We start from the raw sequence: 18,316 nt of genomic DNA, 5'->3' as shown, positions 1-18,316 counted from the left end.
ACATTTCCCCGGTGGGTTATGTGTGATTCTTGCGATAAGATGATTTCTAGTGATCGTTTATGGGCTGGAACCCAATCACATCTATGGTTTCTTGTGTAGAAGCACCATTATTCAATACGCACTCTTTCGTTGAGTCAACTGCGTTCGACCCGACTCAACTAGATTTAGTTGAACTCAATAATCGGTTTGAATCTGCTACACCCCAGGAAATTTTGTCGTGGGCGATCGCAACGGTGCCCAACTTGGTGCAAATGACGTCGTTTAGCATGGGGGCCATTACCCACATGCTATATAGCGAGCTCCAGACCAAGGTGCCGGTGATCTTTTTAGATACGCTGCATCTTTTCCCCGAAACCCTCGCCACCGCGGAGAACGCAAAAGCACGCTATCAGCTAGACCTGCATGTATACAAAGCGGCGGATAGCAGAGAAGACTTTATTGCGCGCCATGGCGATTATCTCTGGGAGCGGGATGTGAGTCAGTTTCATCAACTCACCAAGGTGGAACCGATGCAGCGGGCATTGGCAGACTTATGTGTGCAGGGATGGATTACGGGGCGTCGTCGCGATCAGTCAACCAACCGTAGCACCATGCCTATTGTGGAGTTGGATCAAGATGGGCGGTTAAAAATCAATCCCCTTGCCAATTGGACCCACAAAGATATTTGGCGTTATACCTTTGCTCAAAATGTTTTGTATAACCCTCTGCACGATCAAGGCTATTCCAGTATTGGTGATCAGCCCCTAACGACTAAAGTGGCTTCTGGCGAAGATGAGCGGGCCGGACGTTGGCGCGGCAGCGAAAAAACAGAATGTGGCATCCACCAATAGTATTGGCCTTGAGCTTCTCTCGGATGACTATGCTCGGTTGCAGCCGTTGTCCGGTTTAGCGCTTTCTATTCATCAAGCAATTTTGCTCTATTCCGAAATCCTACCGTTTGACATTGAGGCATAAGTATGTGCTTCAAGGGTTTGGCCTGGTGGGAACGGATAGTTTCGGCGGGCACCTCCTACTCGTAGGGCATCCACTACTCGTATAGAGCAAATGCTTATGGAAACTGCTAATCAGGTCGAGGGTCAGGTGTGGCGTAGCGTAACGGTCGGTGGTGCCGGGGGCCAACATTTTTCGGATATTGCTTGGCCCCCTGGAGCTAGCGATCGCGTCCTGGCCCAAGCCGCTACTCCGATTGAAGTGCGAATTCGCTTAGGTCGCTACCTCGACCAAATTCAGATGGTTTGGTCTAACTTTGAGTTGCCCACCCATGGTGAAGAGGGGGCCGATCTGGAGGTTTTGGTGCTGAACCCTGGGGAGTCCATTGACAATGTTCGGCTGACAGCGCCTGGCGGTCGCTATGTGGGCTCCGTTGAATTTATCACCAGTGCTGGCCGCAGTTTTATCTTTGGTAAGCAAAAAGGCGATATTACGGATCTTCGCGTTCCTCCCAATTCCCACGTTGTGGGGTTTTATGGCCAAAGTGGCCGCTGGGTTGATAGTTTGGGTGTGATCACCGTCCCTAAACGCCCTGGCCGCATGCCCCGTGTGCCGGAAGTGCCGGAAGTGCCTGTATCGCCGGAAGTGCCCCGCCATGGGCGACCCTCTGATGGTTTGCTGGGGGAGATTCCTCGTTCGGGCATTGAGCTGATTAAAGAATTTGAAGGCTATGCTCAGGCTCTACCCGATGGTCGGGCCCAGGCCTATGAAGACCCTCTCCATGGTTGGGATGTGCCTACGATTGGCTATGGTACGACCCGGTATCCCGATGGGACTCAGGTGCAGCAGGGGGATACGATTACCCAATATGAAGCGGAAGAGTATTTAATTCACCATGTGGATCAGTCTTGTCGGGGGTACCTAGAGCAAATCCCCACTTGGAGCCGCATGAGTAGTAATCAACGGGGGGCCATTTATAGCTTTGCCTATAATTTGGGCTCTGGTTTCTATGGTGGGGCTAATTTTGAGTCGATTACGCGGGTGTGTGATTCGCCGGAGCGTTGGCAAGATAGTCGTTGGGTGGCGGCTCAATTTGTGAAATATCGCAATCCAGGCTCGTCCGTTGAGGAAGGGCTGCGTCGCCGTCGGTTGGCGGAGGCCGATCTATTTTGTCAGGCTGCGACCTCGGCAATGCCCAATTGGGATGACGATCATGACGAAGCGGGAGAGGCGGGAGACCATGCTCCAGAAGAACGGCTAGAGCGGATTGAGCGCGATGTGGCCGGTCATCAGCCGGTTGGGGCTGCCCTCACCCCTGGTATGCCCTTTGATACGTTGATTACGCCCCACATTACCTATGGCGAGTTTGCCCTGTATCAGGAGGAACGCCGATTTCTCTATGGTTATCAATGTCAAACTGCCTATGAAATTTGTTTATTTCTCGAACGATGTCGAGATTATTTTGGTGGCAATCCGTTGGTAATTACGTCTGGCTATCGACCGCCTGGGGTGAATGCCCAAATTGGTGGTGCCAGACGTTCTGAACATCTGTACGATGCTCCAGATACGGGGGCGGTGGATTTTTATATTAAGGGTGTCAGCGTCCATGAGGTGCAGGACTGGTGTGATCGGCAATTTGCTTACAGCATTGGTTATGGTGCGGCTAAAGGTTTTGTGCATTTAGGTATGCGTCCTGGCAGACCCCGGGTGCGGTGGGTCTATTAGTGCCCCAAAGCTTTACCCTAGTAAGGCAACTTTAATCATCTAGAGCAACGGTGGATTTTTCGGCCCTGCCAACAACGGCATTTATTCGGCCTGATGGTGAAAATCAGGCTGCGATCGCAGCTCTCCTACATCAGGTGGTCGATCTTTTGGTAGAGACAATGACCCAGGCTGCAAACCGTTCTCCCCTGCCCCAGCCGGCAGAGCGCGAGCCATGGGCCGAGATTCCTGAGATTCCGCAAGACGTTGACCGACTATTGGGGGACGTGCGATCGCAGCTGCTCCACTCTATGAATGCGGCCCATCCTGGCTATATCGGCCATATGGACTCTATTCCCACCACCGTCTCGGTGATTGGGGACATGGTGGTGGCGGCCCTCAATAATAATATGTTGAGTGTGGAAATGTCGCCCATGTTCTCCCGATTAGAACACCAGGTCCTCAGGCACATCGCCCAGCTTTTTGGCTTAGGTGCAAGCGCCAATGGCGTCTTGGTCAGTGGCGGAAGTTTGGCTAATTTACAGGCTCTAATTGTTGCCCGCAACGTTGTTTTCAATGCCCTTAAAACAGGTGTTCCCGTCGATAAACACCCGGTGTTTTTTGTGTCGGAAGTCGCCCACACCTCGTTTCAAAAGGCTGCCATGGTCATGGGACTGGGGACCCAGGCGGCTATTCCCGTGGCCACCAATCCAAACTCTCAGATTGATGTGGCCGATCTGCAACGCAAGATAGACCAAGCTCATGCCCAGGGACAGCACCCCTTTGCCATTGTGGCCACGGCCGGGACTACGGTCACAGGCAGCATTGATCCCATCTCTGCCATGGCGGCTGTGGCCCAACAACATCAGCTGTGGTTTCATGTCGATGCTGCCTATGGTGGTGCGCTGATGTTTTCAGATGTCCAGCGCCATCAGCTAGCAGGAATTGAGTTGGCTGATTCGGTTACCTTTAATCCTCAAAAATGGCTGTATGTGGCTAAAACCTGTGCCACGGTCATGTTTCGAAAATTTGACCAGCTGCACCAATATTTTCGGGTGCTGGCCCCCTATATGCACGATCATGACGACTGCCCCAATTTAGGAGAATTTACGGTGCAAGGCACTCGTCACCCAGATATTCTCAAGCTGTGGCTATCGATGCAGCATCTGGGTCGGCAGGGCTATGGGGCCATTATTGACCACAATTATGCTCTGGCCAAAACCTTTACAGATGCGGTAAAAGCCCGCCCCTTTCTGGCATTGGCCAGTCAACCCCAGATGAATCTGATTTGTTTTCGTGCCGAGCCTGCGGGCATGGGGCCACACCAGCGGGATACTTGGAATGCTCAGTTACAGCAATGGCTGTTGACCCAAGGGAATACGTTTCTCTCGTTGCCGACCTATCGGGGAGAGAAATGGCTCAAGGCCGTCCTGCTGAATCCCTTTACGACATCAGACCATGTTGAGCGGCTGTTTCGCCACATTGATCAATACTTTGCGGCCCATCAATCCGTTGCTTCTATGGCAAAAACTTAAGCTCGGTTGAGCCAGTGGGCTAAGTTAAAGCAGCCATCGTCTGTGCAGATGACGTTAACCCCTACCATACGCAGGATGGGTTCTTGTTTGTAACTGACCTGTATCTTGCCATGGCAGGTGGGCTGTAAACTGACTTCACTAACGCGAATGTGGCGCAACCACAACAGGTGGATGCCATCTTGTGCGTCAATCACATTGCAGCTGTCGCCAGGGGCATAGACATAGGTGTGAACGTCCGTTCGGGGTGTCTGATAGACAGGCTCTTCCCGTAAGTTATTGGCCCCCCATAGGGACCCCCATAGGGACCCCCATAGGATAGAACTCTCCTTAGCGGGCTGTTGGGTCCGGGGGCTTGTGGTTCCTGGGTGAACAGTGGTTCCTGGGTGAACTGATGTCGCCGGAGTCATGGGGTTTCTTGATAGCAGTACCTACCCATACATTGAGGCCTTTGCCAATCGGTCAATTTTAGGTGGCTTCAGCAGGGTTTCATCTATCGTGTGGATCCCTTATCCAACAAGGCTTTGATGCATTTGTCTGGGTTGTTATATTCCGTCGTTTTGCAGATGGAATTGGCAAAATTTATGCCATCTTGAAAAAGTTACCGATGGGACAACTGTGATATCGCTGTCGTTTTTGGGTCGATGGAGTCTGGACGGACTAAACTAGGACAAAGATACTGATAGCGATCGCATCCCTTTCAGCATTCGATCCGTAAAATCTTCTAGCAGCAATTGGTTTCCAGCCTGCCATGGTTAAGCTACTTCATCTTTCCGATATCCACATGGGTAGTGGCTTTAGCCATGGACACATCAACCCAACCACGGGCCTAAATACTCGCCTTGAGGATTTTATTGCCACCCTCAGTCGCTGCATCGATCGGGCCCTCAGTGAATCGGTTGACTTGGTGCTGTTTGGCGGTGACGCTTTCCCCGACGCTACGCCACCGCCCATTGTGCAACAGGCCTTTGCCCAACAGTTTCAACGGTTGGTAGAAGCCCATATCCCCACTGTGCTTTTGGTGGGTAACCATGACCAACATGCCCAGGGCATGGGGGGCGCCAGCTTATGTATCTATCGCACCTTGGGAGTGCCCGACATCATTGTGGGGGATAGCCTTGCCACCCATTGCATCGAAACCCCGTCTGGTCCGGTGCAGGTGATTACGCTTCCCTGGTTGACCCATTCCACGTTGTTGACCCGGCCAGAAACCGAAGGCCTTTCCCTCAGCACTGTGAGCGAACTGATGTTAGAACGTCTACGGGTAGCCCTAGAAGCGGAAGTGCGACGTCTCGATCCAGGGATACCCAGCATTTTGCTAGCTCACCTGATGACGGATACCGCCCGCTATGGGGCAGAAAAATATTTAGCAGTTGGCAAAGGCTTTACCGTGCCTATGGCGCTATTAGCCCGTCCCTGCTTTGACTATGTTGCCTTAGGCCATGTCCACAAACATCAAATTCTGTGTCAACAGCCCCCGGTCGTCTACCCCGGTAGTATCGAGCGGGTGGACTTTAGCGAAGAAAAAGAAACGAAAGGGTTTGTCCTCGCCAATGTGAAACCGGGGGCTGCTGTGGTAGAGTTTTGCCCCTTACCGGTGCGTTCCTTTAAGACCGTAGAGATCGATCTCTCCACGGCTGATAATCCCCAAGGGTGTCTGGAAAAGGCCTTGACTAAGGCCAAAATTGATGACGCGATTGTGCGGCTGATTTACAAACTTACTCCGGGCCAGGTAGAGCACATTGACCAAGCTGCATTACACCAGTGCCTCTCGTCGGCCCACAGCTACACCATTCACCCAGAGCTTGTGAGTCAATTATCCCGACCCCGTTTACCAGAACTCACCTCTGACCAGACCCGCGACCCCATCAGTGCCTTGCAGACCTATTTGGCCAACCGCAATGATTTGGCCGAACTCAGTGATGAAATGCTAACGGCTGCTCAGACACTGTTGGCAGAACATGATCACCCCGCTGATGCCCTAGAAATGACGCCCCACGACAGTGCGATCGTGGACGATGAAAATCAACAACTGCGGCTCCTATAGCTGCGCTATTCCCTGCTGTAGGCCTTGACAAACCTGGGTTAAAAATTTCAAGTCGAGGGTATCAAATGTGTCTGTACGCTTGTGGTAGTGAGGGTTGCGGAGTTCTGCGGTATCGGTCACAAGAATCGCATCGTACCCCGCATCCCAAAACGGAGCATGGTCGCTGCGGCGGGTGGCGGGTATGGGCTGGCCACGATTGACCATGGGTAACCATGCACACGGCAACCCTGTTTTTCTAAATTCCTGTTGTAATCGCCAGAGCGTAGGCACCAGTTGCCAGTTACCGATCAGAGCAATAAAGTCTCCATCTGTTGGATAGATGTACTTTAAGGCGGCCACTGGATAGTTCTGGCTAGGACGTTCTGGGATTTTCGCTGCACGGTAACCGAGCATTTCCAAGGACAGCATCAGATGAATGGGCTGGTCAATCTGTGTTTGCACATAGGCTTGGCTCCCAATTAGCCCATATTCTTCCAGATCAAAAGCGACTAAGTAGACGGGGCGTTGGGGAGGCTGCGCTGCAAAATATCGAGCGAGTTCTAGTAAAACTGCAACACCTGTTGCATTATCGTCTGCACCTGGGCAACCCGGCACCGTATCGTAATGCGCGCCAATCACAATCGGAGCCCGGTCAGATTGACCCGGTAAATTGAGGCCAATGTTGTAGTGCACCTGCCCGCGACAGGTAAACGGCATTTGGGTTGGAGTGCCCCACTGGCTCAATTGAGTATGGATATAGTGGCGCGCATAGTAATGTCCTTGACTACTTACGTAAGGGTCTCGCTCACGAATTAATTCGTGGAGATGGGACACTAAATTGCTGCGAAGTGAGTCATGGATCATAGCAAGGTTACAAGTCTCACTTTCAGACTTCAGGGAAAATACTGTATCCTATCGAACTTTTTCCTTGGCTAAAAATATTTGTTTTTCTTATCAGTTATTCCCATGTTTAATTCTAAAAAAATCAGGCAATCACTTGCCATGTCATCTCTTGAAGAGGATAAGGGTAAGTTAATTATCGTTGGCGGCAATTAAAGGGTTAATGACAGACCGAATTAAGCGTTAGAACAACCTGTATACTAATCGAATTGTAATTTTAGATACAAAGTCTCGGCCAGAGACTAGCGTTATTTCCTTTATCTGGCAGAAGCGAACATCAAAACAAAAAATGTTGAAACTACGGTTTTATTTTTCGCTTTGAAGTTGCTTCTTAGTAAGAGTGTAAGAGTGTTCACCTGTCAGTTCATTTATGTTTAATGTACCGGTTTTAGAAATAGCCGTACCTTCAAGCTCCTATCAAGAAGGAAGTTTGACCCAAAATAATCATTTATCAACACCACATATTCCTGCGGCTTTATTAAATGCTTTTATGGCGTCACCTAAGTCACCCAAGGCAACGGTGAATGTAACTACTGCGCCAGCGGTGAGGACCCTCTTGCCCCAAGGGTCATTTCAGCAGCTTGAACCTTTGAATTTGGCGGATGTAGCTGCGGATGTAGCGGTCGTCTTGGATCAGGTTTTGACGTTGCCGACTCAAGCGCCGACTAAAGTGCAAGCATTAGTGTCGTCTGTGGCTGTGGCTGATACGGTAAGTGCGGCTCCCAAAAAGGATGATTTTGCTGCCAGCCTAAAGAGCGATACTGCTTCAGCGCGCTCAGGCAAAGCGAGTGTTTCAACGCTGATGTCCAAGCCTGTCGTGATGGAACTGCAAAAGCAGACGTCTGCGCCAGTGGTATTGCGCGAAGAGTTAGCCCAGTGTGTTGATGCTGAGCGGCCTGAATCCGGGGCTCCAACGACGACGAACTTTCAACTGCTAAAGCAAGGTGTTGTCGTGGGTAATATGCCCGATATCAGTGCCACGGAGACGTTAATTGCGTCTTTAGGAGCCATGCTGGGGGCTGAAGCTATTGACCCTGATGCAATTCGCCCTGTCTTAGATCAGGATGAGCCTGCGATTCAGCTCGGACAAGACGTGCTGCTCACCTTTACTAATCAGGATGGTGCTCTAGAGCAATCGTCTGGCGTAGGATCTGAATGGACGGCCATCACTTGGAGCGATCAGCTCCGCCAATCGATGGGGGCCACTCCCTTAGATCCTGGCCAAATTCAGGTGATGTTGAAGCAATTACAGCCCTCTGGGCAGGAGCTGGACGGATTAGCGTCTTGGTATGGCCCGTATTTCCATGGCCGACTCACGGCTAATGGCGAAATTTTTGACCAAGATACTTTGACGGCGGCCCATAAGACACTCCCGTTTGACACGGTGTTGCAGGTGCGTAACCTCAAAAATAACCGTACGGTCGTCGTTCGCATTAATGACCGTGGTCCTTACATTGGGAAGCGTTCTCTAGATTTATCTAGGGCCGCCGCTCGCTGCCTAGGGGGTGAAAAAGTGGGCGTGATTCCCTATGAGGCAGTCATTATGGACTAACCGGCGTCGGAGTTGCCGCCAGCAGACAGCTAGGGTTTGGGCCCATAGTGCGGTAATACCTACCAGGTTGGGTCAACATATAGGTTGACCACATAGGGTGATTGATTTGCGGGGACTGCGGAAATACAGGCGCATATCGTGTCTTCTTGCCCTTCAATCTCCACTTCGCAGGCATGGCACGAGCCCATGAGGCAGCCCGTGGGAATGTTAACGCCTGCGCGTTCGGCAACTTGTAGTAGGGGTTCCCCTGGTGTGGCACTAACGGTGACGTTATCAGGTAAAAAACGAACTTCGACGGTCATAGGATGTTCGTCAATATGAATCACACGAAAATCTTAACAATCCTTTTGCCGGATTTCTAGGGATGGTGGCGAGATTATTTTGCCTATTGTGGAGATTCGAGGGGGGTGCTGTCGAGCATGGCGGTATTAGCCGTGCCATTAGCCGTATGTTGCTTTAGATAATATTGTTTGGTGTGCCACCACTGTTGCATTTCGTTGGATAGCTTGGCGGTATATAGGGTAATGACAATGGGCTGGGCCCGATATCCTTGCCCGACAATTTCTACGCAATAGGATGGATGACGTTTGGTGGCTAAATCGACGATAAATCGTCGACCAATTCGTCGCCAACTGGGTTCTTTGCCGCGCCATTGAAGACGGCAGCAGGGCCAGGGTAGCTGCTCGCGATCGAATAGTTGGCAGCAGGGTCCGATGACACGATAGGTCAGGTGGGCACCGGGGCTTTGGAAGATATGTCCCGTGGGCCAAGGGTGCTCACCCTGGGGGGGCTGTGATGATACGACTGGGGTCAAAATTTTGCCGAGGTTGCTGTTAGTGGTCACATGTTTGCTCGGATGAAATAAGTCTGAGGCTCAGCAACGGCCGGATGTTTCAAGGCTTTAAGATAGAAAGCCAATTTGATCAGCAAATATTCTATGCGTGAGAATATTTGCTATAGAACAGTAGTGTACGAAATTTTGTAGGAAAATTCTATGGCTGACGCAATCACTCCTCCCGTTAGCGATCGCATCTGCAAACACATGAATGATGACCATGCGGATGCCGTGCTGATCTATGCCCAAAAATTTGGCGATGCCACGTCAGCTACCGCCGCCACCATGAAATCCATTGATATCAATGGCATGAATTTAGAAGCGACCGTTGACGGTCAAAACACCCCTGTGCGCGTTAGCTTTGAGCGTCCTTTAGCCGATGCCAAAGACGCCCACCACAGGCTGGTGGAAATGCTGAAGCAGGTCAAGCAGTAGATTGGTTCTCAATCCAAGGGGAATGGCAGGCTCATCTGCTATTCCTCTAAATCACTCACCGGCACATTACAAGCCCGTCGATAATCATTACCGCCCCAATAAGTAGAGCCGCACAGATTAGCATCGGTTAAATCAACATCGTGGACAAACGTAATCTCAAAGTTAGTCCGCTGCAATTGAGAGCCCACAAACTGTGTCTTAAAAATATAGGCTTCTTCAAAATCAGCTTCCATCATTTCAGCGCCCGAAAAGTCGGCATAGTTCATCAAGGCGCTGGCCAGATTAGCCCCAATGAACTGAGCCGGAATAACGACCGACTCGCCCGTCTCATCCATGGCGTCGGTGATCAAGGGGATGGCCCTGGCATAGGCCATATTTGCCGACTGTAAATTTGTGCCCGATAAATTTGCGCCATCTAAAACCGTATAAAACAGGTTGGCCTTTTTGAGGTTGGCACCTTCTAAATTGACACCCGTTAAATCCAAACGTCGTAAATCGGCTCCTTGTAGGTTGCAGCCAGGGCATTCCCCTGTCTCCAGCAGCCGTTGCAGGTCGTCTTCATCGAGGGCGTAGGCACCAGAGCCATGTACAAAAGTCGAGATACAAGCTGTGACGACTGCTAAAGCGACCGGAGCCTTTGCACATTGCTGTATCCACTGGGCTATTTCTTGAATCATCGGTTGCACTGGGGACTGCTCAAAGACATCTCTATCGTGTCAAATGCATCCCGCATGCGGCAAGTCCCTGGAGCTGCTTCTGTCGGTTTAAGTCGCCCCATCAGTTGACCGATTGTTGTTTCTGGTCTTTTTAAACCATGCTTTATCCATAAAAACACCGTAACGTTGCACGTTTTGGATTATTAGGGAATATTCAAAGCGGCATTGCTGATCCCAGGGATGACGTTGACTGAAATATCGTGCATTTCACCCCCATGTGACGGATCTAACTATTTTTTAGATCAGTAATCGCTTCACATCAGGTCCTGCTCATAGTTCAGTTTTAACGACCCTACATATGCAACCACTACGTTTAGCTATTACCGCGGCAGCTGCACTGACCTTCTTTGGAGTCATGCCCCGCGCCAATGCCCAAGACTTTGGCAATGTTGAAGTTGACCAAGAAAATTTCGTTCTCGTTGCCGCTCCGGGGGGCGGTTTGTTAGGGCGACCCCAGTTCATGATTATTGAGCAAAAGACCAATGCTCAACAATGTTGGGGCGAATCTGAATCAATCGATCAGGTGCCATTCATCGATGGGTCTGAAGCCGCTGATGAATCAATAAATGAGCTGGCAGCAAGCACCGTGCAAATTGAACCATTGCTTTTGAACTTCAACTTTTCCGGTATTTGCGGGCGTAGCACCGATAGCAATGGCTACTCCATTCGCACAGGGGATGGCGATGCGGGCAGCAGCTTCAATTTAGAAATTAAAGAACAGGACGGTGAGTATATGCTCATTGGCAGGCCCAGTTCTTTTCCCGCCAATCCCTATCGCGGTTCCTCACCGATTTATTTAGGCCGGACTTTTGGACAGGCTAACAATGGGTTTACTAAGATTTTCCTCAATTCTGGGTGGCGTTTGACTCGTCGGTCCCTAGATGGACGTACCCTGGGGCATGTTTACCTAACCCACGACGCCCCCCTTGGTAACTTGATTGCCCCCAATGGTGGACCTACTGTTAAGAACCCACAGGTTTTAGCCAATCCTCCTTTAGATTAGTAACGGCTCTAAATCAGGTCCTGCTCATAGTTAAATTTCAATGAACCACACTATGAAACCTCTACGTTTAGCTCTTGCTGCTGCTACCGCAGCCACACTTACTTTGTTTGGGGTAGCGCCCCGTGTGAATGCCCAAGCCTTTGACAATGTTGAAGTAACTCAGGAAGACTTTGTTCTGGTGGCAGCCCCCGGTGGCGGCTTGCTCGGTCGTCCCCAGTTCATGATCATTGAACAAAAAAGTGATGCCCAGCTATGTTGGAGCGAGTCTGGCTCCAACCCCACCCAGATCGAGCCCCTGCTACTCAATTTTGATTTCTCGGGTATTTGTGGCCGCAGCACGGATAGTAACGGCTACTCCATTCGTGCGGGGGATGGTGATGCGGGCAGCCGATTTAACTTGGATCTGCAAGAAGAAGATGGCGAATATATTTTGGTGGGGCGACCCAGCAGTTTTCCCACCAATCCTTTTCGTAGTTCCGATCCGATTCGCCTAGGCCGTACGTTTGGTCAAGCTAGTAACGGCTTTACTAAGGTGTTTCTCAATCCGGGCTGGCGCCTAACCCGTCGTTCGTTTGATGGTCGTGCGTTGGGGCATTTATATCTGACCAACGATGCCACGTTAGCCTCCTTGGTAGAAGGTGGTGGTCCGATTGTGACTGAACCCCCGACCACTGAGCCGGAAACGCCTACTACCATTGCGTTCCGTGATGTGACTAACGATGTCTATGCGAATCAGATTAGTCGGGCCGTGGAAATTGGCTTTATTGCTGGTTTTCAGGATGGTACGTTCCGTCCCCGTAATTCTCTGACCCGTGAACAGCTTGTATCCATGGTGATTGAGGCTTTGGATGCCCAGGAAAATATTTCTGTGGCTCTACCTAGCCAGGTGACGGCTAACCCATTTTCTGATGTGGCCAGCAATCGCTGGAGTGCGGCAAAAATTCAGTTTGCTAGCCAAAATGGCATTGTGAGTGGTTATGAGGATGGTAACTTCCGCCCGGCCCAAGAGGTGACTCGGGCGGAAATGATGGCGGTGCTGCGCCGGGCGGCTGAATATCGCAAGCGTAGTCTGGGCCAGGGCACTGCGCTGACTCCGACTCAGCAGGCGTTTACGTTCTCTGATACCCAAGGGCATTGGGCCGCGCCTGTGATTTCGAGTCTGTCGGCATACTGTGGTATTGCGACTCCCGTAAATGAGTCGGGGACTGCCTTTGTACCCAATAGCGACGCCCTGCGGAACTATGCGGCTACTGCTGTTGTTCGTTTAGTGGATTGTGCAAATTAGGCTGTGCCCGTAGTTAGGGGATAACGCGCTCTGTTTTATCTGCTAACTAGACTGGTCGGTTAGCACCTGCTACACAGACTATCCATAAAACGTTGAAGCCTGGGTGGAGTTTGCTCCCCTCAGGCTTCAACGTTTATAAGGAGTAGGCGGTGGCGAAATGTGCAGCCAAATTGCGCGTTATGGCTTGTAAACAAAGGCCCGTTATTAGTGATGGGTTTCGCCCATCATAAGATAAGAAAACGGACGGCTACTGTAGCTATCCCCTGCTAGACCTAGGCGAGTAAATCATCAATGACCGTTTCAAGGACTGTGTGTGTTGGCTTTTTGACGGTGATCGCCGTTGGCACACTATTGCTAATGTTGCCCTTGGCGACGGCGACAGGTGAGTGGAATAGCCCGATTGTGGCGCTGTTTACGGCTACATCGGCGGTCTGTGTAACGGGGCTGATTGTGGTGGATACGGGGTCTTATTTTTCTCCTTTAGGTCAGGGGATTATTTTGCTATTGATTCAGCTGGGGGGGCTGGGCTATATGACGGCAACGACGCTGCTGTTGCTGTTGTTGGGGCGGCGATTGGGTCTGAAAGATCGGTTAGCGATTCAGCAGTCTTTGGATACGGCGGAGTTGTCGTCGGCTGCGTCGTTGATTAAGTCCATTATTGCGATGACGCTGATTTTTGAGCTGAGCGGTGCGTTTTTGCTGCTGCCTCGCTTTAGTGCGGACTATGGTTCTGGCCGAAGTTTATGGCTATCGCTGTTTCATAGCATTAGTGCGTTTAATAATGCGGGGTTTAGTTTATTTGCTGATAGCTTGGTGGGCTATGCGCGATCGCCTTGGGTCAGTGGCATTATTGCGGTTCTGGTCATTATTGGGGGCATTGGCTACCAGGTGATTATGGAGTTGTTTATTTGGCTGCGCGATCGCATCCGCGGCAAACGCAAACACCAGGTATTTTCCCTCCATTTCAAAGTCGTCACTAGTACGTCTCTAGCCCTCCTCGCCGTTGGTACTTTGGCCTTTTTTGCCGTCGAATTTTTCAATCCGGCCACCCTGGGACCTGAGCCGTTCAATATGAAGCTCCTAGAGGCGGGGTTTCAGTCGGTGATTATGCGTACCGCCGGGTTTAATTCCATTGATATTGGCTCGATGCGGACGAGTTCTTTGTTTATTGCGATCGCGTTAATGTTTATTGGAGCTAGCCCCGGCAGCACTGGGGGCGGCATCAAAACCACGACGGTGCGTATTTTGCTCAACTGCACCCGCACCGTGCTCAAAGGTGAAGATGAAGTGCTGGCCTATCAGCGAGAAATTCCCGATAAGCGGGTGCTGAAGGCCGTGGGGGTGGTGGTTGCCTCGGGCATGACCGTGGTACTGGTGACGATTTTGCTATCGCTGACGGATCCGGGCATCAAGTTTATTGATCTAATGTTTGAGGCGGTGTCTGCCTTTGCCACGGTTGGCCTGTCTACCGGCATTACGGCACAGCTATCGACCATGGGCCAATGTGTGATTATTGCCACCATGTACATTGGCCGAGTGGGGATTTTACTGATGATGTCTGCCCTGCTTGGAGATCCCAAACCCAGTACGATTCACTATCCCGAGGAAGATTTACTGGTGGGCTAAGGGCGACATTTAACCACTCTTGATCATCCACGCCAACATACCCAGGATGTTGGCCAGTGGAGGCAATGGATAGTCGGTCAAATCAATGGTTACTACCTTGTTTTCTAGCTTTAAAAATCGCCATGCGGTTCCGCTAGTCGTTGCACCATATATGACCGGAATTTCTTTCTCATTGGTCTGATTAAACAATTGAGCCGCAACCATCTCGGCAATACATTGCCCCAACCCAACGTTCAAGCTATCTCGCTTAGCTTCTACCAAAACCACTGCTGGCGATTCAATTTCTAACTGTTCCGCAGAGCGGCTAATTAAAAAATCGCAGGTGCCATTTAACCCCAGACTGGAATCTACTGTAAAATCGCGACCTGAAAAAATGCTGACATCTCTGTGCAGCAAACGCTTGAGCTCCCATAGGATTGGAGCGACAATCATTTCTGATTTTGCTTTTTCTGAGCCAACTGCGATCGCCCATGGCAAGTAAGAGTCAATCAGCTCTTGTAACATTGCGCTAGGTTCAAGCGGGGGGATCTCTGGCAAAAATCGCACCCCTTCAACGGTTGTTAAATCAAATGACTGTTTGACCTTTCTAAGGGTGAAATCACTATAGGCCATGGCTCTCCTCTCATACCGCAGGCTCTGGAATGGTGATATCAATGGGGGTGATTTTCACTTCCTCTGCCAGAGTGCCTAAATTCGGATCGATCGCATCTAAATTACCCACGACCACAGTGACAAAGTCACTGGGCTTCAGATTTCGTTGGGCTGCTGCTAAAACTTGCTCAACCGTCGTGGACTCCACTGCTTTTTGAAACTGAAAAACAAAGTCCTCTGGATAGCCATAATACTCATAGCGAATCAGCCGCGATAGGGTTTGTTCTGGCGTGGCAAAGTTAAACACAAAGCTATTGAGCACCGCATCCTTAGCAAATTGCAGCTCCGCTTCGGTGATCGGTTCCTGGCGGACCCGCTGAATTTCCTTATACATGGTTTGAATGAACGGCACCGTCGCTTCAGAGCGCGTTTGGCCACCGCCAATAAATAAACCAGGATGGTCGTAGCGAGGACTCCAAAATGCGTAAACCACATAGGCTAGACCCTGGCGCGAGCGAATATCGTTAAATAAACGACCGCCAAAACCATTGAGCACCTCATTCAAAATCACCATGGGTCCATGGTCAGGGTTATCTAACCGACCACCTAAATGTCCAATATGAATATAGCTTTGGGTGAGCTGAGGTTGATTTATGGTATATAGGCCATTGGTTTTTTGGTCTACCTGGGGAATGTCTACATTGGCCTTTGCCCGCACAGAGGGAGCCCAGTCAGCAAAAAACTCTTCAATCAGAGCCTTCATTTGGGTCGAGTCAAAATCTCCGCTAATGCCTAAAATTGTCCCCCGCGGCTGGATCGCAGTTTCATAAAAGCTCACCACGTCCTGGCGAGAAATATTGTCGATGTCGGCATACTCTACGGTGCGGGCGAAGGGACTTTCGTCACCGTAGATCAGCTTGCGAAACTCACGGGTAGCGACTTCATCTGGGTCGTCATTGCGTCGGGCAATGCTGCCTCGGTATTGACCTTTAATGAGGTCAATTTTTTCTGAGGCAAAGGCGGGCTGTTGAATCACCTCTGCAAAAATCGAAAAGACATCCGAGAGGTCTTCACTGAGGGAGCTAAAGCTGGCACTACCGCTGGTGCTACCGACGCTGGATTCTACAGCTGCAGCTCGCTGTTCTAAAAATTGATTTAGCGCTTCTGGGGTGTAGCTGGTGGTGCCGCCCGTCCGCATCGCTTCGCCCATGATGGCGGCTAACCCTGTTTTGTTAGCTGGTTCCATAAACTCTCCCGCCTTAAAGGTGGCGGTGCCACTGATCAACGGCAGGTCGTGTTGCTCCATTAAGTACACCACCATGCCATTGGGGAGCTCATAGCGCTCAAAGTCAGGAATCTGAATTTCCCCGAGGGGGGAAAATTCTAGATCGGTGTAATGGCGAGCGGTAACCGCATTGGCGGGTTTATTCCATCCCAAGGTGAGGACCAACCCGAGGGTGGCCATGGCCAGGAAAAAGCCTGTGGTCAGACGACGTTTGGAAAACCAGAACATAGAAGAGTTTCGGGCGAATAGGGAATAGGCGTTAGGTTGGGAATGGCCCTCCAAGGGGCGAAAACCCGCAAAATGAATCAAGATTCTGCCGATAGCAGTTTACCAACGGTGCGATTGCTGGGCTCAAAGGTTGCTTTAGCGACGCGCTGTACATCTTCCGCCGTCACGGCTTCAATGGCCTTGAGTTCTTCAAACACATTGCGCCAATCGTTGGTTTTAGCTTCATATTCGGTGAGCAGACTGGCCATACCCGAGTTCGAATCCAGGCTGCGTAGCAGAGATGCCCGAGCCTGAGTTTTCACCCGTTCTAGCTCCGTTGCGGTGACGGGTTCTTCCCTAAGCTGGGTGAGTAGGGTATCCATGCGTTCTCCCAACTCATCTACAGTGTGGCCGGGGGCTGTGAGCGCATATAGCAACAGGATATTGTCATAGAGGTCGCCAGGGAAGCCATTGGCACTGCCAATGTTGAGCGCTACCTGGGAGGTTTCCACCATGTCTTGATACATGCGTGATGTCCGCCCACCCACTAGGATGCTTTCAATCATGGAATAGACCACATGGTCTGGGTGATTAATGCCAGGTCGGTGGAAGCCTTCTAAATACCAGGGTTGGCTGGGTAGTGTGAGCTCAAAAGCTTTTGGTTCCGTTTGCGGTGGTTCTTGAACGGTGACCTCAGGGGGCAAACTGCGGGATTGAATCCGACCAAAGTAAGTTTCGGCTAACGCTTTGACATTATCAGGGTCAACATCCCCCACTACAGCGGCAATAAGGTTGCTCGGTCCATAGTAGGCGTCGAAAAAGTCAGAAACTTCTTCGCGGGTAGCGGTGCGTAAATCGTCTTGGTAACCGATGACGGGACGGCGATAGGGATGCTCGTCAAAGGATACCTCCAGGAATTTTTCAACAATTTGGCCAATGGGGGAGTTGTCCACGCGCATCCGCCGTTCTTCGAGGATGACTTCCTTTTCTTTGTAGAATTCGCGGAAGACAGGGTCGATAAAGCGTTCCGATTCTAGAGACATCCACAGCTCTAGCTTATTGGAGGGCAGGCTGTAGAAATAACGGGTGGCATCGGCAGATGTGGTGGCATTAAGGCCACGACCGCCTGATTGTTCAATAATTTGGCCAAATTTATTTTGATCGACGTAGTTTGATGCCTGGGCTTGGAGGTCTGCAAACTGGGCTTGTAATGCGGCTATTTGTTCCTCATCCTCCGCTTGTTCAGCGGCCATGAGCTGATCGAACACCACATCCATTTCCTGTAGCAGGGGCTCTTCTGAGCGATAGTCATTGGTGCCGATTTTGGTTGTGCCTTTGAAGGCTAAATGCTCTAGATAGTGGGCGACGCCAGTTTGACCATCGGCCTCATTGACCGCCCCGACTTTGGCATGCAGCATCATGGAGACGACCGGTGCCTGGTGTCGTTCTAGAACGATAAACTTCATGCCATTGTCCAGCGTAAACTCGCTGACGCCGTTGGCTACCCGGTCGAGATAAGGCTGAATAGAATTGGTTTGATCGGCGGCAATTTGTTCTGGCGTGACCAGAGTAGATTGCTGTGCCCATGTCGGTTGGCTGAATCCCAACCATAGTGAAACTGACAGAACTACTGTCCACAACCACATAGCTTTAGACCTAGCTGACGGAGTTACGCCCATATCACCTCAGCGC

Annotated in this window: 18 protein-coding genes; 10 read left to right on the top strand and 8 right to left on the bottom strand. The window is 50.8% G+C overall.

All coding sequences use genetic code 11. The annotated features are described in order from the left end of the window. Positions 1 to 83: 83 nt before the first annotated feature. The 4 genes from cysH (at position 84) to IXB28_RS15940 (ending at position 4,166) form a co-directional block, all read left to right on the top strand. Positions 84 to 830 carry a phosphoadenosine phosphosulfate reductase gene (cysH, locus tag IXB28_RS15955; RefSeq protein WP_215619602.1) on the top strand — a complete coding sequence of 249 codons (747 nt, stop codon included), beginning with the start codon at positions 84 to 86 and terminating at the stop codon, positions 828 to 830. Beyond that, on the top strand, positions 814 to 954 hold the full coding sequence (locus IXB28_RS15950; protein ID WP_215619601.1) for a hypothetical protein: 141 nt from the start codon (positions 814 to 816) through the stop codon (positions 952 to 954). Before cysH ends, IXB28_RS15950 begins: the two co-directional genes overlap by 17 nt. Before the next feature lie 96 nt (positions 955 to 1,050). Further along, complete coding sequence (locus tag IXB28_RS15945) at positions 1,051 to 2,655, top strand: glycoside hydrolase family protein (protein WP_215619600.1); 1,605 nt, start codon at positions 1,051 to 1,053, stop codon at positions 2,653 to 2,655. 50 nt (positions 2,656 to 2,705) lie between these two features. After that, positions 2,706 to 4,166, top strand: a complete 1,461-nt coding sequence (locus tag IXB28_RS15940; protein ID WP_215619599.1) for a pyridoxal phosphate-dependent decarboxylase family protein — start codon at positions 2,706 to 2,708, stop codon at positions 4,164 to 4,166. Here the strand turns inward: IXB28_RS15940 and IXB28_RS15935 are convergent. After that, complete coding sequence (locus IXB28_RS15935) at positions 4,163 to 4,573, bottom strand: hypothetical protein (RefSeq protein ID WP_215619598.1); 411 nt, start codon at positions 4,571 to 4,573, stop codon at positions 4,163 to 4,165. The two genes, IXB28_RS15940 and IXB28_RS15935, sit on opposite strands and share 4 nt — an antisense overlap. A gap of 341 nt (positions 4,574 to 4,914) precedes the next feature. Here IXB28_RS15935 and sbcD point away from each other — a divergent pair, with 341 nt between their 5' ends. Further along, entirely contained in the window at positions 4,915 to 6,210 is a 1,296-nt protein-coding gene (sbcD, locus tag IXB28_RS15930; RefSeq protein WP_215619597.1) for an exonuclease subunit SbcD, read from the top strand. Here sbcD and IXB28_RS15925 read toward each other — a convergent pair. Next, on the bottom strand, positions 6,205 to 7,053 hold the full coding sequence (locus IXB28_RS15925; RefSeq protein WP_215619596.1) for a M28 family peptidase: 849 nt from the start codon (positions 7,051 to 7,053) through the stop codon (positions 6,205 to 6,207). The two genes, sbcD and IXB28_RS15925, sit on opposite strands and share 6 nt — an antisense overlap. Positions 7,054 to 7,579: 526 nt before the next feature. Here IXB28_RS15925 and IXB28_RS15920 point away from each other — a divergent pair. Next, a complete protein-coding gene (locus IXB28_RS15920; RefSeq protein WP_246559830.1) occupies positions 7,580 to 8,641 on the top strand; it encodes a septal ring lytic transglycosylase RlpA family protein in 1,062 nt (353 codons plus the stop codon). Positions 8,642 to 8,700: 59 nt separating this feature from the next. Here the strand turns inward: IXB28_RS15920 and IXB28_RS15915 are convergent, their stop codons facing one another. Beyond that, positions 8,701 to 8,943 (bottom strand): 2Fe-2S iron-sulfur cluster-binding protein, encoded by a 243-nt coding sequence (locus tag IXB28_RS15915; RefSeq protein WP_215619664.1) that lies wholly within the window; start codon positions 8,941 to 8,943, stop codon positions 8,701 to 8,703. A gap of 83 nt (positions 8,944 to 9,026) precedes the next feature. Beyond that, on the bottom strand, positions 9,027 to 9,458 hold the full coding sequence (locus tag IXB28_RS15910; protein ID WP_407659218.1) for a hypothetical protein: 432 nt from the start codon (positions 9,456 to 9,458) through the stop codon (positions 9,027 to 9,029). A gap of 177 nt (positions 9,459 to 9,635) precedes the next feature. Here IXB28_RS15910 and IXB28_RS15905 point away from each other — a divergent pair, with 177 nt between their 5' ends. Then, positions 9,636 to 9,911 carry a DUF2470 domain-containing protein gene (locus tag IXB28_RS15905; protein ID WP_215619595.1) on the top strand — a complete coding sequence of 92 codons (276 nt, stop codon included), beginning with the start codon at positions 9,636 to 9,638 and terminating at the stop codon, positions 9,909 to 9,911. Between the two features lie 38 nt (positions 9,912 to 9,949). Here the strand turns inward: IXB28_RS15905 and IXB28_RS15900 are convergent, their stop codons facing one another. Further along, positions 9,950 to 10,588 (bottom strand): pentapeptide repeat-containing protein, encoded by a 639-nt coding sequence (locus IXB28_RS15900; RefSeq protein WP_215619594.1) that lies wholly within the window; start codon positions 10,586 to 10,588, stop codon positions 9,950 to 9,952. Positions 10,589 to 10,925: 337 nt separating this feature from the next. Between IXB28_RS15900 and IXB28_RS15895 the strand changes: the two genes are divergently transcribed. The 3 genes from IXB28_RS15895 (at position 10,926) to IXB28_RS15885 (ending at position 14,541) form a co-directional block, all read left to right on the top strand. Next, positions 10,926 to 11,630 (top strand): DUF3747 domain-containing protein, encoded by a 705-nt coding sequence (locus tag IXB28_RS15895; RefSeq protein ID WP_215619593.1) that lies wholly within the window; start codon positions 10,926 to 10,928, stop codon positions 11,628 to 11,630. A 52-nt stretch (positions 11,631 to 11,682) separates the two neighbouring features. Then, positions 11,683 to 12,915 carry a DUF3747 domain-containing protein gene (locus tag IXB28_RS15890; protein ID WP_215619592.1) on the top strand — a complete coding sequence of 411 codons (1,233 nt, stop codon included), beginning with the start codon at positions 11,683 to 11,685 and terminating at the stop codon, positions 12,913 to 12,915. Between the two features lie 291 nt (positions 12,916 to 13,206). Further along, on the top strand, positions 13,207 to 14,541 hold the full coding sequence (locus tag IXB28_RS15885) for a TrkH family potassium uptake protein (RefSeq protein WP_215619591.1): 1,335 nt from the start codon (positions 13,207 to 13,209) through the stop codon (positions 14,539 to 14,541). 9 nt (positions 14,542 to 14,550) lie between these two features. Here the strand turns inward: IXB28_RS15885 and IXB28_RS15880 are convergent, their stop codons facing one another. From IXB28_RS15880 to IXB28_RS15870, 3 genes are all read right to left on the bottom strand, one after another. Then, positions 14,551 to 15,153 carry a hypothetical protein gene (locus tag IXB28_RS15880; protein WP_215619590.1) on the bottom strand — a complete coding sequence of 201 codons (603 nt, stop codon included), beginning with the start codon at positions 15,151 to 15,153 and terminating at the stop codon, positions 14,551 to 14,553. 10 nt (positions 15,154 to 15,163) lie between these two features. Further along, on the bottom strand, positions 15,164 to 16,645 hold the full coding sequence (locus tag IXB28_RS15875; protein ID WP_215619589.1) for a M16 family metallopeptidase: 1,482 nt from the start codon (positions 16,643 to 16,645) through the stop codon (positions 15,164 to 15,166). A 77-nt stretch (positions 16,646 to 16,722) separates the two neighbouring features. Then, entirely contained in the window at positions 16,723 to 18,270 is a 1,548-nt protein-coding gene (locus tag IXB28_RS15870) for a M16 family metallopeptidase (protein ID WP_246559829.1), read from the bottom strand. Between the last annotated feature and the right edge of the window lie 46 nt (positions 18,271 to 18,316).

This window comes from Leptothoe kymatousa TAU-MAC 1615 (assembly GCF_018739865.1).
Classification (GTDB): domain Bacteria; phylum Cyanobacteriota; class Cyanobacteriia; order Phormidesmidales; family Phormidesmidaceae; genus Leptothoe; species Leptothoe kymatousa.
This window is presented reverse-complemented; position numbering and strand designations above follow the sequence as displayed.